The sequence below is a fragment of the Desulfobacter latus genome (assembly GCF_013389365.1).
Lineage (GTDB): Bacteria > Desulfobacterota > Desulfobacteria > Desulfobacterales > Desulfobacteraceae > Desulfobacter > Desulfobacter latus.
In genome coordinates this window covers 71,435-87,600 of record NZ_JACADJ010000005.1, presented here as the reverse complement: position 1 = coordinate 87,600, position 16,166 = coordinate 71,435, and the positions used below count along the sequence as shown (strand labels likewise).

Sequence of the window (16,166 nt, the reverse complement as noted above, 5' to 3'; positions counted from 1 at the left end):
TTGGTCTGAACCACGAAGAACACTCGTTGGAATGAGCACCGCTTATGAAGGTGATTGAGACTGATGTCTGTCACTGGCTTGGAGCGCACAAAAGTTGGAATGAGCACCGCTTATGAAGGTGATTGAGACAAATATAGGGTAATGATATAGTCTAGTCTATATAGGTTGGAATGAGCACCGCTTATGAAGGTGATTGAGACACATTTTGTTTTACAGCTTCCATTTGAATTGGGTCTAAAAATTCCCTATCAGCTTCATTTTCATTTTTTAACTCTTTATTTTGACCGTGAGACTGCTGTTTTCAGCAGCATCACATTGCTGCGATTTGGAATGAACACCGCTGAAATGGTAACATACAGGAGGATATCAACGAGATGCTGTTAAGGGACACTCCATTTAAGCTGGACAAAGGGCGTGTGCATTTGATGGTGGGTAATGTGGCCAGAAGGTTTTGTCTTCCAAATGGCGTTGAGGTGGATTTCAAAGGGATGATGAATGATCATCTTAAACGGATTGGCTATGAGATAATTTTTTTTGCCGATGCCGACGGTGTCTATTTTTTAGAAGAGGATTCAGTGCGCAGAGCTTTTGAAAAACGCACTCAAACCATAGAACAGCGTAAACCGGTTACAGGGAAGGGACGTGATAAATTATTAGGTTCTCCCCTGCAACGTCAAAGAACACTTGCGAATGCAGCACAAACACCGTCTAATTCCAATTCTTCGCAGGAAATTCAATATCGCTATCCGGGTATGAATACCCTTGAAAGTCTGACCCCTTTTGTGAAGCGGCTATTGTATCAAGAACAATATGCTTGTGCATTCGTATGTGACGATGTCCTTTTTCATCTGGGAAGCGGAGATTCAACCTATCCCAACAGTTTTCGACAAATGATCGAAGGGTTGTCAGGGAGTTTGTCTTCGAATTCAAAGAATATTGCCATATTCAAATTAATGCTGAACAATAAAGAAGGTATCAGGGAAAACGATCCCATGTATCAATTTTGGCAATTTCTTTTTAAACATCCATCCGTTTCCGTGGCACCCCTCGGGCAGGACGAAATTTCAAATTTCTTTTTCAGCGGCTACCTGGAAAGGAAAAACAACATTAAAATAAAGTGGTCGGCGTTTGCTGATACAACCAGGGATGCCGCACAACATATGAAGTCTTGTGAAGAGACCAGGGAGGGATTGGTCTTATTGCACGCCGTACTTAAAAAGGGGATTATCGATCGATCAGCCGTTGCAACTGCGCTAAACGGCGATATTTCCAGACAATCGGCACTGGAAAAACTGAATTCGATGATCGGCCTTGAAAATGTAAAAACATTTATCAGCAATAAACGCGAAGCATTTAAAGAAATGCTGAAAAAGCATCCCCCATCTCATGTTTTTCGGCGTGAACTCGAATGCCTCGTCCCCCCACCGCCTCCGGCCTGGACAAAAGATCTGGATTTGAATATCGTTTTGAAAGGAAACCCAGGTACCGGCAAGACCACCGTGGCAAAATTGATTGGCGAACTATACCGGGAAGCAGGGATTCTGCCATTGGGCCATACCTTTGAAGTAGAACGCAAAGATCTGGTTGCCCAGTTTTACGGGGCGACCGCTCCCAAAACCCATGAGGCAATCTGCCGGGCTATGGGTGGTATCTTGTTTATTGATGAGGCTTACACCCTGTTGAAGAAAAATGATGACAGGGATCCCGGTGTGGAAGCAATTGATACGCTGGTGAAAGCGATGACGGATTACAAAGGGCAATTCGCAGTCATCCTGGCCGGCTATCCGGCTCAAATGGATGAGATGCTGGAAAATGCGAACCCGGGTTTCAAAGAACGGTTTACCAATACGTTAATACTCGATGACTACACACCTGATGAGCTGCAACGGATACTGAAACAATTCTTGAATAACAGGGGATATACGATTGAAGAAAATACCATAAAAATCCTGAAACGTATTTGTACAGCCATGTATGATACGCGAGACCAAAAGTTCAGTAATGCGCGGGCCATGGAAACGCTCAGCACCAAAATGCAGGAAAAAGCCGACCTTCAAAAAACAACCACGATTTCGTCCACTTGCATTCCGCAGGCATACAAGCAGTATGCCGATTCTGTCGAACTAAATGAACGTGGCGTCATGGAAGATCTTGACCAAATGGTCGGGCTGCACAATGTCAAGCAAACGATCCGCCAATTTTTCGATTGGATTGAGGTGGAAAAAATTCGACATGATGATCAAGCGGACCATAAAATTGTTCCGGGGCATTTCATATTTTCAGGCAATCCGGGAACCGGGAAAACAACGGTAGCAAACAAAATGGCCAGACAATTTCATGCGTTGGGTCTGGTTAAACACCCAAAGATTCATGAGACGACGGCCTCATCGCTCATCAAGGGGTATATTGGGTCCTCCAAAGCACATATGACTGAATTTCTTGAACAAGGAATCGGGCATGTCATATTTATTGATGAAGCACATCAACTCAATGATGCCGGACAGACAGGAAACTATAGCAAAGATGTGGTGGATGCGCTTGTTCCTTTCTCGGAAAATCATATGAGTGATTGCATCATTATCTTAGCGGGATATACCGATCCGATTCTCAAACTGCTGGGGTGTGACCCGGGATTGGCTGATCGATTCAGTAACCATATCCCTTTCGAGGATTACTCGGCAGAAGCGCTTTTATCAATATTTCAGTCAATGATTAAAGCGGATAAGCTGCATCTCGAAAACAAGTTACTTGAAACGCAGCTGGTTGATTTTTTCAACGACGCCAGGCAACAATATGAACACGCCGGAGAACATTTCGGCAACGCCCGTTTTGTTCGTGAATATTTAAAAAAATGCAAAATGCGCCAGGCCAGTCGAATATCTTCGATTGTTATAGAGAAAGAAGAAAAAAAACAGCAGGCGTTTATACTAACGGGTGAAGACTTGAATTTATAGGAATCCAAGATGAATGATGATATTGAAAATGTTGCAACAGCGTTGGTGGAAAATTGTAAAAACATTCCTCAGGATACTGCCGGACAGATGCTCTATATTTTGCAGGCATTCAAGGACTTGATGTTGCAAATTGACGTCCTTGATTTTCGCGGGATGGACGATGCCATCCGACAAAATCTTTATCGGGAGGCTGATCAGATGTTGGGAGCGCTTGGTTTTCATCTGGACAATGATGACGATTTGAACAAAGAGATGAGTAAGTTGACATCACTTCTGGATAAACGTCAGGCGGAATTCAATCGCCAAAAGGCCCGGCGTGACAATGTTCGGAATCAGCTTGGAAATTATCAAGAAGATATCGAACAATTGAAAATTGAAGTTGATTTGCTGGAAAAAATAGATAAATACAAAGAGTTGTATCATCAGCTCCGGGACGTTTATGCATCAGGTATTTCACGGATAGAGATCTATAAGCGTCTGGAAGGACGCATCACGCAGAAAAAAAATGAATTTGCGACGCTCCAACAGGAACTGGAAGAAAAAATGACCGATATGGAGGCTTTATTTAAAGAAGAATATACCCATAACCATGATAACTGGACAAAAATAAACAAAATAATACATGGGTAATAGATCAATGAACACTTTAATCGATGAAGTTACAGAAAAAATGGTACAAGGGATGAAGCCATATAATGACAAGGAAAAGGAATTATTAACAAATCATGTCAAGAAAAAAGTAAAAAAAATTATTCAAATTGATCAATCCGCACTGCCTGGGGAAATTGCTGAGATGTTTTCAAATGAACCGGGTGAAAATCCTGTGCCGTTAATCGAATTCTGCACAGCCAAAGAGGGCGTTCTCAATGATCGTGCCGTAAATATTTTATCCACTTTGGCACGCTGGTTTGACTTTCTGGCGGGAAACAGGCGTCCGTTGTTCTGTATTCTTCCTGAATGTTTCAAGATTACGGCGGAGGGCCGTCTGTTCGTGAACAAACCGATCTTTGAACAATGTCATCCGGATGAACATGGTTGTATCAATAGAGCTTTCATTCAAAACAACCGCTCACGCATTCACAAAGATCTGGTTCGAAAACCTGAAGCCATATTGAAAGCACCTGGGTATTATAATCGATATACATTTATCCGGGTACTCGCGGAAATATTGGCAAATGTAAAAAAAAATACGTTGGCGGAAGTTATCGGAGAACTTAAAAGATGCCGCCACAAGCAACCGGCATTGTCGCCAATGCTGCCTGACTTTCTGATTGAAATGCTGGAAGCCGTTTCAAATGATGAAACGCTGCCTGATACGTGTGAAGGGTCGCTTGAAAAAGCCCTGCATATTGTACGAAAAAATCCTTTGGTCTGTAATGCCCATACAGAACTGACACAGACGCATGAAATGTTTGCGTACACGGTCACAGGGGTGAATAAATCTGGAAATGATCATGAGGATTGTTTTTTTTGGTCAAAGGTGGATTCTTTTTCATCCTTATTGCTTGTTGCCGACGGTGTGTCCACGGCCAGCATTGGCAGCGGATATTTGGCCGCAAACAATCTCCGCAGAAGCTGTGAACTGATTTATCTTGATCAATTTAAACAATTGGCTGAAGAAACTGCAAAAAAAATTAATTCCGGAAACCAGGGCGTTACTCCTGAATCATGGATGCACAGTGCCGAAAATTTATTCTCGGCACTTGCCGATGACGCCAACCAGCGTATCACAGATGATATGAATATACTGACACAGGATGGCATACCAAGTGAAAAGGATCGTCAATATCCCATGTGCAGTACGTTGACGGCCGCATTTGTGATGGGTGACCAGGCGCTTCTCACAAGCGCAGGTGACTCCCCGGCACTGCTCTACAGTCCGTCGCGTGATATTTTTTCTGTTTTAACTGTGGAAGACACGGTGAACAGCCGGAAAGAATTTTCATTACAGGAAACCAGCGGTGGAGAAGCATTGATGCGTGTAATCGGTGCCGCAGCATATGATGAGAAAACCCGTCGTTTTGTAGCCGAAAGTGCAAAATTGACATTTTATCGTGTGCAGTTACAGCCGGGAGATCTGTTGATTATAGCCAGCGACGGCATTATAAACGGCATTCAATCCTCCATTCAGGAAGAACGTCCGGCATTCCTGAAAAAAACGGTAAAAAAAAAATGTGGAGAAGGTTCATCCTTGAAAGAGATTGTTCGTGCTATTGTGAATTTGGCCGAAAAAGGATTGAGCAATGATAACATAACAGCCGCAGCATTATTGCTGAAAGAAAGGAAATAAATCATGGCCGAGGAAATTGGTGTCCGTTACGAACTGCATAGAGATTGGCTGAAACGAGGTTCACTGAATCAGGAAATTATCGCAGAAATCATTTTACAGACCTCTGATGATTTTACGAATCATCACCCTCAAACGTATTGTGATGTGATACTTTTAGTGGATACGAGCGGCTCGATGAATCAAGCGGTATCCCCGGATTCATCTGTGACAAAACGGAACATGGTGATGCAGGCAATTGAACGTATTGCGAGTCAGCTTGATCCCCAGGATACCTTGAGTCTTGTTTGCTATGATACAAATGCCTACACGGAATTGAACCGAAAACCAGGCTCGGAAAGTGCGTTAATCGCAGCAGCCATCCCCAAAATTGCCAACCACAGCGGCATGACCAATTTCGAGGCCGCGTTTAAAACCGCTTTGAGTCTTGTCAAACAATGCACAAACGGGTCCCGCAAAGTGATATTTCTGACAGATGGCCATAACACAACCGGCAGCATAAAAAAAGCACGTCAGTATAATCAAGAGATCGCCAACCTGGGATGTGTTGTAGACTGCATGGGCGTCGGGAGTGATTTCAACTTCAAGGATATGCAAACCTATACGTCCGTATCAGGCGGCAGAACCGAAATGCTGACGGATCCGAATCAGGCCGCGGATCTTTTTACGGACCTGCTGGGTTCCGCACAGCGTTCGCTTATTTCCAATGCCGTCTTGCAACTTTCGTTACCAACCGGTTCTCGGGATGTTGAAATTTTTCAATACTCACCCGAAGTCCGTTATTACGACAATGTTAAAATCGAACGGGACGGCTCGGTTTATCATCGTATTAACATTCATTCATTCGATAATCAGGCGGCCTATGCTTATGTCGTGCATGCCAGATGCGACATGCCGTCCGGCACGGATGATACGACGGCTCTGTTTGCAAAATCACGTCTTGATTATGATATTCCTGTCTTGAACCTCAAAGGAGAACACATTGAAACCGATGTGGTTGTAAATCTTGCGGATGATGACGTCAGCGAGATGCGTGATTCACAAATCGAAAGCGATTATGTTGAATGCAGTCTCGAACTGCTTGACCGTGAATTCAATATAGCTGCGAATAAAAAGGATTGGAATGAAGCCGGAAAACTACTTGAACAAATGGCTGCAAAAGCCCATCATATCAGGCTGACCGATAAGGAAAGAGCATACCGGGACCGGTTGCAGAAACTGGTGGACAATGGTCACCTCACACAAGATGACTTGAATACCATATCAAACCGAACAAGCAAATCGTCACGTCAATTGCGACAAGATGCCGGGGCTGAAAATGTCATTTATTAAAGACGGGGAGGACGTTTATGTGTGAGAATTGGAATCATACACTGCCCACCAAAAAAGACCTGGTGCCCGGAGAGCAACTCTGCCTTTCTCTTTCGGGAATTCCTGGTGATGCCTCAGTGCGTTGGGAATGCGCATTCATGTTTCCCAAGGAAAGTGATCATGGTCGAACCGTGGTATTTGATGTCCCGCAACATGCGGATGTCGCTTTTGGAAGCATTAAATGCACGGTATCGACATCCGATGGAAAAAATGATTCACACACCATATCATGCCGGGTCAAGCCTGTTTCAGTCAAGAGACCTGTAAAGCCGTCTGAAACCGCCACCCCCCATAATCGGACTGACCCTCCCGATCTTTTGGAACCGGAAGTGGTTGAGCCTGCAGATTCGATAAAAAATCCGGCACCGCAAACGTATCAGGGGCAGCCCATAGCAGCAGATCCAAATGTAACATCACCAACGCCGGCTGCCCCGCTCGGTGAGTCTGCCGTCCCGTCTCCAACGCCCCCGGCCGATCCGCCCGTATCCTTGCCGGCCGGTGATTATTATATTCAAGTGCTGCGGAGAGACCAACCCATTCCGGAATTGAAGACGGCTGTTCCGGTAAATAAAACCATCAGGATTGGTAAACGGTCCGCCACCTATGGGGTACCTGAACTGGACTTAAAGGGGCGCTTTGAAACGCCGGATATGGAAAAGATGTGTTCTCGGTCCCAAGCCGATGTATTCTGGAAAAATGGTGCCATCACTGTTGTGAAAACAGGTTACCATGATATAAAACGCCTACAGACCAATGGCGATCTGGAAACAATGCCCTCACCGCATTACTGGCAACCTGATGAAGTCATCGCCTTGCCGGGCAGACTGAGATTGAAACTTAAACGAGAGGAACCGTGTTAATCATGGAGGTTTTCAAGGGCAACAACCATACCCGAATACGCAACTTCACCCACAAAGGGAAAACATATACGTTCCCGGCTGTGCTGGCAAAACGCTACGAACTGAAAAAAATATTATTTTCAGGAGGTCATGGCCTGATTCTTGAGGCTTATGACAAAAAAATTTTCAACAGACGCGTTCTGGTTAAAGCCCCCCTGATACCGGATAGTGCATTACGTTTTCCCAATGACCGGCAACTTGTGACGGCCGTTGCCAATGCAAGGGAAGGTGCAAAAATGGAACGAAAAATGTTCATGCATGCCCAGTTGCGCGGTGTGAGCGATGTTCCCATGCTCATTGATTGGGTGGATGATGTGAATCCGACGATATATGGACCCCACAAAGCCGAAAACGGGCAGGAATTCACAGTTACGGATGCCGATTTATGGGATAATTTTTCCTATTTGATTATTGGTTATGTCAACGGAAAACCACTGAGCGAGGCTTTTGCCCAACAGAAGCGCATTAAGGGCAATTTATTGGGTTCCCTCACATCTTTGACCTATTATCTGGCCAATACGCTCAAGCGGTTCCACAAGCCGGAAAATTTTGGTGGCAATGAATTACATTTCATTTATCAGGATCTGAAACCGGATAACCTTCTGTACACGGATGACAAACGGTTTGTACTTATCGACCTGGGGAGTTTTGCCATTGTCCATCCAGGGGGCGTCGCCCATGGCGGGGTTGTAACCGATGGGTATACCCCGCCGGAATTCGATCATGCAAGAACCAACAATAAAGATATGTTTACCCCTCAATTCGACGTGTATTCTTTTGGAAAAACGCTTTCCGTCTGCATTCAACATGCCACGGATGTTGCCGTTCCCAGTCCTGATAAAGAGATTGCTTCGCTCAATATCAATGATAAATGGAAAACACTGATACAAAAATGCACCGAAGACCGCCTCAATAAGCGTTTGTCGGACTTTAACAAGGTTCTCAGCGCATTGTGACGACATAGAACACAAAAGAGGTTTTGAATGATATTCAACAAAGGACAAAAGATCAGGGACTGGACGGGAAATCAGACACGATGGACCATAGATGATAAGCCGTTGCATTCCCATAATTTGACGTTCTGCAAATTGCGTGACAATGACCCGGGGGTTGAGCGACCCATGGTTCGCCCTGCAGTGGGAGTTTGTCTCAATCTGTTTAAAAAAGGATTTGACGAATGGACCATTAAAAATTTGCGCATTCAGTTTGAAACGGCTTGCCGGTGTGCTGCCGGAAATCACGCAGGCCTGCCCGAACCTGTTGATTATTTCACAATCAAAAACACAGACCGGGATTGCCCGGATACGTTACGGGCAAACGAACCATTTATGGTATATATGTATGGTACGTTCACGGAAGCAAAAATAGGGCATTGGCTCAAAAAGGGGCAATTTATCGGATCGCTGAAAAATTACATTCGTGATCTAGGATTGGTTCTTCGCTCATTGCACCAGAAAAAAGTAGCCATCCGACAACTCCCGCCGTATACCTTACGCCGTATGGCCTCGACCAACAAGATCAATATCGGTGAATTCATGTCTCTGTGCAGGTTTGGCGAATCCAATTATAACGCCAATATCCCTTTTCTATCACTGGACCCTGCCTATAGCGCCCCGGAATGTTTTGAGCCTTCCGGGGAAATCAATGCCGCCACGGATATATATGCGTTGGCCAAATCCGCCCTGGCCGCTTCGGGAGCTTATTTTGACAGAAAGTTACCGTTTCATGTCGATATCGAAAAGTTGCTTTCCGATATCGAAAAAAAAAGAGACGTGACCTTGCCGGATCATTTTAAACGATTTTTCCGTACCGCAATGAATCTCAATCAGAATCAGAGATTCCAAAGCGTTGAAGAAACGCTGGCCATGATCGCCGGACGTAAATATAAGCCCGTGAAGCCTCAAGGTAAGAAACAAACAACGAATAAAGGGCCGAAAAAACCGTCCCGCCCCAGAAAGAGGTTCTGATATGGATATGGAAAAAAAAGAGCAATATAATAACTGTCTGAAATTTTTCCGCGAAACAAAATATGCGGAAGCCCTGCCGCTTTTCAATGACTATTTGCAAAGAAACGACCTGACAACCATTGAGCAAAGCCGAACGAGATACTGTGTGGCTGCCTGCCTTTTGAACCTGGAAGGAAACGACACCATTGATGCATTCAATACCAATCTTGAGCAGTATATCGAGGCGCTTTCCCAAACGGATCAAAAGGATATTGCACCGCCGCCATCACTGGATTGTTTCGGCATTTCCATCCGTTATTCCCTAAAACACATCCCCTTGGATAAACTTGCAGAGACCATAGAAAACCGGCTGAAAAAATTTGTCAAAGCGACCGAGCCGAAAATCACATTAAAAGACTATCTTGACAAATGGAAACAGGAACTGGATGCCGAACGCCGTAATTACAGCGACCCTAACTATAATTTAAAGACGATAGAACTGGCAAACGGATTGCTGAAGCAAATGAAAGACAACCCTGAGTTTACGCAAGATCGAGCGGTTGTCTATAATATACTTGCTGATATTTACTATTTTTCTCCCCCTCCAGAATATCAAAACGCATCAACACCCAATGCCAAACTGGACAAAGTCAGGGAATGTCTGGATAATGCGCTTCAAGAGGTGCCGAACGACCTGTACGCCAAGACAATGAAACAAAATGTCGATGACCTTTCGTCGACAGCACTTCAAATTCGACGCTTTCAACATGATACCAATACACGACTGGGCAATATCGGAACGATTGCCGGTGAACTGCTCAAAAAAACAGAAGTCGGCAGCGAGTGGGAAAGTGACATACTTACCCTTAAAAGAGAACTTGAGGGTGTCAATGCCATTGGTCGACTGATTAAACGTCAAAAACCCGGCCCGGATGACTGGAGCGAAATAGATATGGCCGATCTGGTTACATCCCTGCTCAAAGAACGCAGGTGGCCTCCGGCATGCAGTGAGATCGAATCACCTGCCGAGGAAGAGATATGGCCGGAAATGATGACATTGGCCCTTGACAATCTCATGCGAAACACCGAGGAAGCCTATACACGACAAGGACGTCCCTTACCGGATCATCCATGCAATATCCGCTGGATTCCGGAAACCAGGCAACTGGTTTATACTGATTTTGCCGGCGGAATTGATCCAGCGTTGGGAGATATTTTTGAACCCTACAACTCTTCAAAAGGGGTATATGATAACGTGGGACTTGGCCTTACGCAAACACGCGAAGCGTTGAGAATCCAGGGGTTTGACATTGCATTGTCCAAGACACAGCCTGACGGCGGGGCAGAATTCATAATCACTTTACAAGCATAAAAGAATCAGGAGATCATAATGAAAGAGGATAAAATTTCGATTTTGTTCATGGATGACCAGATCAGCGACGGTACGGCTAAATTAGTCGAAAACGCAATCGCCGCACTGGAAGATAAAGGCTATCTTGTCACACAAACCGACAAAATGTCCGAGGCCATAGATGCGTTTTACCAAAGTTTTTATGATGTCTTTATCCTGGATATAGACATGGCCAAGGTCAAGGATATTCTCTCTGAACGTGGAGAGAGAGGAACCCGTGTTGCGGAGATCTATCAGTCTCTGGATAATGGTGCCTACGTTATCATGTATTCGGCGGCCGGTACGGTGGACGACTGGTTTTTTGCCGCCAATCATCACGCCTTTGGTTATATTTTCAAAAATGAAAACAATGCCGTTGACAAATTACTGACAATGGTGGAAAGCGCACTGAATACGCCCAAAAAGCAAATTGTACTTCCCCGGAAATATAGAGAAGGCAAGGTGTTGCTCAGCGTATCGGAACAATCGCCGCTTAAATTGGATATCGCACGGTCCGCCATTGAAAGTAAAAGGGATGGTGCCTTTTCCGTAGAGGTGTGTCCGTTGTTGGATGTTCCTGAGAAGTTGAAAAACAATGAATATGTCTGCGTCGTTGTATTGGATGATGTGTTTGATACGCGAAAAAAGACCTATTCGATTTTAAAGGCAATTGCAGCGGAACAGCCCACGCCCCATGTGATTTTCGGATGCTCGGGAGTCGATGAGAATATGTCCCCTATTCTTTCCTTAGTCAATCTTCGCCCCTTCCGTCTGCTGAACCTGTCAGTACCCAATGCGGAAACCCGGTTGGCCGATGATGTGGTCCGGGCAGCAAACTGGTATGGCGGCAATGAAATATTTAAAGCAGATGTAGAGTATGTGCGTCGTGCCGCCGAGGACATTGATTGGGATGCGCTTGACGACGCCTTGGCCTACGAGGATGAGCCGTTTGATGAAGCGCAGATGGATGAGATGAACGATTCAAATTCAACCGGAGGCAACACCAATGAGTCCGCATAATCCCCGGAACACTCACCGACCGGTTCAGCGTCCCATTTTTATTTTGGATACTTGTATTTTGTATGAAATGCTAAAAGTGAAAACTGAAGGATTTGATAATAAGAATCAAAAAAATGCAACTAACCATGTTAGACATATTGAGAACTTGTTTAAGACTCAGACGATTTATATACCCATGGCTACCATGATTGAAATCATGTCACTATACTTTCACACGACTGTAGATACATATACATACAATAAATGGTATCGAGATCGAATCCGTGTGTTCAATCAACAGGTGCTGCGCAAGGTTTATGACGAAAATTACGATGTAACCGTTCCGGAATCCATGATTACGGATTCAAATAAAATTTTGAATCGTCTATGGCAGGAAATACCTGTGAACGTTGTACAGGCGATGCAAAGAAAATTTGAAAACAAGCGTGAGAATTATCCAAGGGAGCCTAAACTTTTTGATGGAAATGACGCAGTAATATTGGAGGAAGCGATCTCTATTGCCGAGAAGCATTCAAAGGATATCTGTTATTTGCTTACTAAGGATACATGGCTCACATTGGGAATTAAAGAACTCAAAAAATATCCTCATAATTCCCAATATATGTCGATTCCGGACAATCTGATTCCCAAAAGTATTTGGGACTATGTCAACTCCCAAAAAAAATACGGTAACAGAAAAAAATATTAAAACTCGTGTAGAAATCAGGAGAAGACATTATGAGTGGCGAAGGGGGTATTGAAATTCCACTGATGGTGATCGGCGGTGCTGTTTATTTGGCATATAAGGGAACGGAACTCGCTGTGCGCGGTGCCTATGCGGGCATAAAAGGTACGGCGCGCATGGTGCAGGATGCCAATATTTCCCGCAAGCTGAATCAGGCCGTAAAAAATGGGGATGCCGATGCTGTCCGCCGAATGCAGCATTACTATCAAAGGCGTGGCTTGCGGGACAGGGATTATGATTTGCTGATACGCAACGCCCATGAAAACTTTCAGCAACTGCTTGCAGGGGTTGAAAATACCATGCGCAAGGATCGCCGGCAGTTTGAACAGGCCATTGACAAAGCGCGCACGGCGCATCATCATTTTTTGCAAAAGCGGGTAGACGCGTTTCAAAATGTACTGGATCAAACTGAGAAAACATTCAGCGATAACATCGCCGAAGTCTCCCAGGGGATTGACCGGCAGTTCGATCAAGAACGCCAGGCGGTTGAAAATGCCATATCAATGCAGGATCAAACATTCCAAACGGCGATGAATCAACAGCAGGACCAATTGCAGGATCAAATCAACCAGTTTCAAACACAGATTGTTGATCAGCAGCAAAGTGCAGCGGGGTTAATGAATCTGGTTCAGGATGAGATTCGTTTTGTTGACACCCATTACAGACATGATTTTTTTGCGCCAAGGGCACTGGCCGGTATCCAGCAGGCCAGTCAGATGGCGGTTGATACGTTTAATGCAGGTAACTTTCAAGCATCACTGGCAGCCGCTCAAAACAGGGTCGTTGACATTTTACAACTGAAAAACCGTCTTGAGACAATGACGCAGACATGGGAAACACAGCGCGCCATGACATTGGAAACACTCCATTTAGCGGAATCCGCTCTAAATGCGGTAAAAACCATTGACGTGGCCGAAATAGACGTCGGGGGCCAGGAAATCAGCGATCCGCAGCAGATTACAACCGTTGAAACCGATCACTGGACAAAGGGGGAATGGAAAAAAAATGTGGATCGCATTGTGAGTAACAAAAAGCATCTGGAAACGGATGATTGCAGTCTGAGCATTGACGAACTTGCCCGTTTAAGTGAGGAAGCACACCAGGCAATAAACCAGGCATCCATTCTTGCCACCCAAGCGAAACTGGCCGTTGTGGGGGCATCCATGCGGGCACATGTTCAGGAAACATTTGCTGAGCAGATGATCGAAGCGGGGTATACGATTGAGGACAATGTATATGCGGGAAACGACGACCGCAATGCAAATCACTTGATTCTATGCGGCCCCAATGGGGAACAGCTTGCCATCGCCCTTGCGCCGGAAGAACAAATGGGGATTCTGTCCCAAAGCATTGAAGTCAACTTTCATGATGAAAACATCAACGCCCGGGAACGTGAACGGATTGTCCAGGAAATGCGACAGCGCCTTGCCGGAATTTATGGACTTGACCCCCAAAGTCTGCCCTATACCTGCAAGGCGGGGACCGATTTTTCGACAAATGCCGCCCCCCATGCATTCAATCCACAAACGATAAAACAAAACCAGCCCAATGCCGGAAGAACAATATCTTAATCTGGCGGCGTATGCCGCCAATGTTCACTGTCTGGGACCCGGCCCGCGGGTCGTATTCTGGGTACAGGGCTGCTGTTTCAGATGCCCCGGGTGTGTGGCGCCGGATTGGAGACCCTGTACGCCGGCCCATATTGTCACGGTCGATGCATTGATTGCGTTTTGCCGTTTATTAACCGACCATCGTGGTATTACCTTCAGTGGTGGCGAGCCCATGTTACAGGCAATGGGCTTGCACAAACTCTGGCGGGGAATATCCGACATTCATCCAAGCTGGGATTTGATCATTTTTACGGGTTTTACGCCCCAAATGCTTGCAAAAGATGAGCGCCGACAAAAATTTGCACGGGATGCCGATGCGTTAATTGCGGGACCTTATATTCAAGCGCACCATACTGAAACGGGTTTGCGGGGGTCGTCCAACCAGATGATCCGGTTCAAACCCGGCGGTCGATTTACCGAAAACGAACGTCTCGACATCATTTCCGGTACCCGCAGTCAGGAGGTGCATATTAATAAGGATATGGCCGTTATCGCGGGCATTCCACCTCGTTCGGGAGCTGTACATAAAGACATGATTGAGCATGCGTTGCAAAAAAACACAAAAAAGGTGAAAGGATGGCAAAAAACAGTTCCATAGACGAGTTGCGCAGTGAAATCAAGCGTAATAAGAAGCAACACGCCAGAGATCTGGAAAATCTGCGGCGTGAACAGCAAAAATCCGCCAAACAACATTTCAATGCGTTGAATCAGCAGGTCCATGATATTGGTGTCCGTTTTGACAGCGATCTCAGGCAACTTGAAACCCAAGTCGGCAAAGACTTCGAGCAATTCAACAAAGAGGTCACAGGGCGTTTAACCGCCCAGCGAAAACAATTCCAAAAAGAAATGGAAAAAAATCGGAATGTATTACAAGGCCAGATTGATGAACTCACAAATAGAATTGCTGGTCAGTATGATGCAGCCGGACAATGGATTCAAGCCGTCGAAGATGAAATGGATGAAATGCGCCGGAACAATGACAGAGTGGATTTTTTCTTTCCCGGTGAACTCCGGCAGATTGAACAGAACCTCCAGTTGGCAAAAAAAAATCTAAGCAGTAACAGCCCGGAAGCCGCTCTGGCAACGGCCCAGGAACGCTTTCTCGAACTGCAGGAACTTCGCGAGAATGTCGAAGCAATGACACGCGAATGGCATTACAGGTTAACAGTTGTATCGGATTTGCTGAAACGGCAACAGCAGATATTGGATGACAATAGATCTATCGAAGTTGAATCAATTTCTTATTTGGGGATTGACCTTTCAGGGTATGACCATCAGGAAACCGACTATTGGTCTAATGGACAGTGGTCAACGCTTCAGAACGAGATCAAGAAAAACCAAAGTAAACTTAACAATAACGATATCTCCATTGATGATCTAAAAAAAATGCAGGAACGGGTCGAAGAAAATCTTCAGCAAAGTCTGCTGCTGGTGGGTAAAGCGGCCCGGTTATGTTTTGCCTGTGAAATATCATCCCGGCTGCAACATGCCATATATGATGAGATGAAAAACAAGGGGTTTGAGCAGATTTTTAATTCTTATCGTGAAAATGATAACCGGCAAGACAACTATTTAGTATTGGCCGGACCGATTGGAGAGAAACTTTCGGTCGTACTCTCGCCTGACATGAAAGGGGATTCACCATTGCCGGAAATTCATATTTTTTATCAAAACAGCAATCTCACCCGTAAACAAGAAGATCAAGAAAAACAAAAGTATAGTGAAAAAATTAATACATGTGTAAAACACCTGATCCATCGGGACATACGCCAAGGGGTCAGCATAAAACAACTTTCCGAAGCTGATCGGGGTAAGGTTTTCGATGCCGGCGCAATCGAATCAGGTCGTCTGAAATGTCTTGGCAATTCTGTTTAGAAATCTTCTTCTAAGCTCAAAAGTCATGAGTTCTCATCACACATTGCAATCATTAAAAAAAAGAAAACTGTTTGATGGACTGGAGGTGAT

The 16,166-nt window shown here is 45.1% G+C and carries 13 protein-coding genes and 1 CRISPR repeat array (1 of these 14 cut by a window edge); all 13 genes read left to right on the top strand.

Translation table 11 applies throughout. The annotated features are described in order from the left end of the window. A CRISPR array of direct repeats spans window positions 1-200; the repeat unit is 36 nt; unit sequence GTTGGAATGAGCACCGCTTATGAAGGTGATTGAGAC; it reaches 1,019 nt to the left of the window's first position. A 174-nt stretch (window positions 201-374) separates the two neighbouring features. The 13 genes from HXW94_RS02595 to HXW94_RS02535 are packed head-to-tail and all read left to right on the top strand — an operon-like array spanning window position 375 to window position 16,076. Next, window positions 375-2,954: an AAA family ATPase gene (locus HXW94_RS02595; protein ID WP_178365346.1), complete on the top strand. Its 2,580-nt coding sequence runs from the start codon at window positions 375-377 to the stop codon at window positions 2,952-2,954. Window positions 2,955-2,963: 9 nt separating this feature from the next. Next, window positions 2,964-3,584 carry a coiled-coil domain-containing protein gene (locus tag HXW94_RS02590; protein ID WP_178365345.1) on the top strand — a complete coding sequence of 207 codons (621 nt, stop codon included), beginning with the start codon at window positions 2,964-2,966 and terminating at the stop codon, window positions 3,582-3,584. Window positions 3,585-3,591: 7 nt separating this feature from the next. Beyond that, window positions 3,592-5,244 carry a PP2C family protein-serine/threonine phosphatase gene (locus HXW94_RS02585; RefSeq protein ID WP_218576536.1) on the top strand — a complete coding sequence of 551 codons (1,653 nt, stop codon included), beginning with the start codon at window positions 3,592-3,594 and terminating at the stop codon, window positions 5,242-5,244. A gap of 3 nt (window positions 5,245-5,247) precedes the next feature. Further along, a complete protein-coding gene (locus tag HXW94_RS02580; RefSeq protein WP_178365343.1) occupies window positions 5,248-6,573 on the top strand; it encodes a vWA domain-containing protein in 1,326 nt (441 codons plus the stop codon). A 17-nt stretch (window positions 6,574-6,590) separates the two neighbouring features. Then, window positions 6,591-7,472 carry a hypothetical protein gene (locus tag HXW94_RS02575; protein WP_178365342.1) on the top strand — a complete coding sequence of 294 codons (882 nt, stop codon included), beginning with the start codon at window positions 6,591-6,593 and terminating at the stop codon, window positions 7,470-7,472. A gap of 2 nt (window positions 7,473-7,474) precedes the next feature. Next, window positions 7,475-8,467, top strand: a complete 993-nt coding sequence (locus tag HXW94_RS02570; protein WP_178365341.1) for a protein kinase domain-containing protein — start codon at window positions 7,475-7,477, stop codon at window positions 8,465-8,467. Window positions 8,468-8,494: 27 nt separating this feature from the next. Further along, entirely contained in the window at window positions 8,495-9,478 is a 984-nt protein-coding gene (locus tag HXW94_RS02565) for a hypothetical protein (RefSeq protein WP_178365340.1), read from the top strand. Between the two features lies 1 nt (window position 9,479). Next, window positions 9,480-10,829: an ATP-binding protein gene (locus HXW94_RS02560; protein ID WP_178365339.1), complete on the top strand. Its 1,350-nt coding sequence runs from the start codon at window positions 9,480-9,482 to the stop codon at window positions 10,827-10,829. A gap of 18 nt (window positions 10,830-10,847) precedes the next feature. Continuing rightward, complete coding sequence (locus tag HXW94_RS02555; RefSeq protein WP_178365338.1) at window positions 10,848-11,867, top strand: response regulator; 1,020 nt, start codon at window positions 10,848-10,850, stop codon at window positions 11,865-11,867. Further along, entirely contained in the window at window positions 11,854-12,555 is a 702-nt protein-coding gene (locus HXW94_RS02550) for a PIN domain-containing protein (protein WP_178365337.1), read from the top strand. The genes HXW94_RS02555 and HXW94_RS02550 overlap by 14 nt, the downstream gene beginning before the upstream one ends. A 29-nt stretch (window positions 12,556-12,584) precedes the next feature. After that, complete coding sequence (locus tag HXW94_RS02545) at window positions 12,585-14,162, top strand: hypothetical protein (protein ID WP_178365336.1); 1,578 nt, start codon at window positions 12,585-12,587, stop codon at window positions 14,160-14,162. Further along, window positions 14,140-14,799, top strand: coding sequence for a 4Fe-4S single cluster domain-containing protein (locus tag HXW94_RS02540; protein WP_178365335.1), 660 nt, complete (start codon window positions 14,140-14,142; stop codon window positions 14,797-14,799). The genes HXW94_RS02545 and HXW94_RS02540 overlap by 23 nt, the downstream gene beginning before the upstream one ends. Next, window positions 14,778-16,076: a hypothetical protein gene (locus HXW94_RS02535; RefSeq protein WP_178365334.1), complete on the top strand. Its 1,299-nt coding sequence runs from the start codon at window positions 14,778-14,780 to the stop codon at window positions 16,074-16,076. Before HXW94_RS02540 ends, HXW94_RS02535 begins: the two co-directional genes overlap by 22 nt. The last annotated feature ends 90 nt before the right edge of the window (window positions 16,077-16,166 follow it).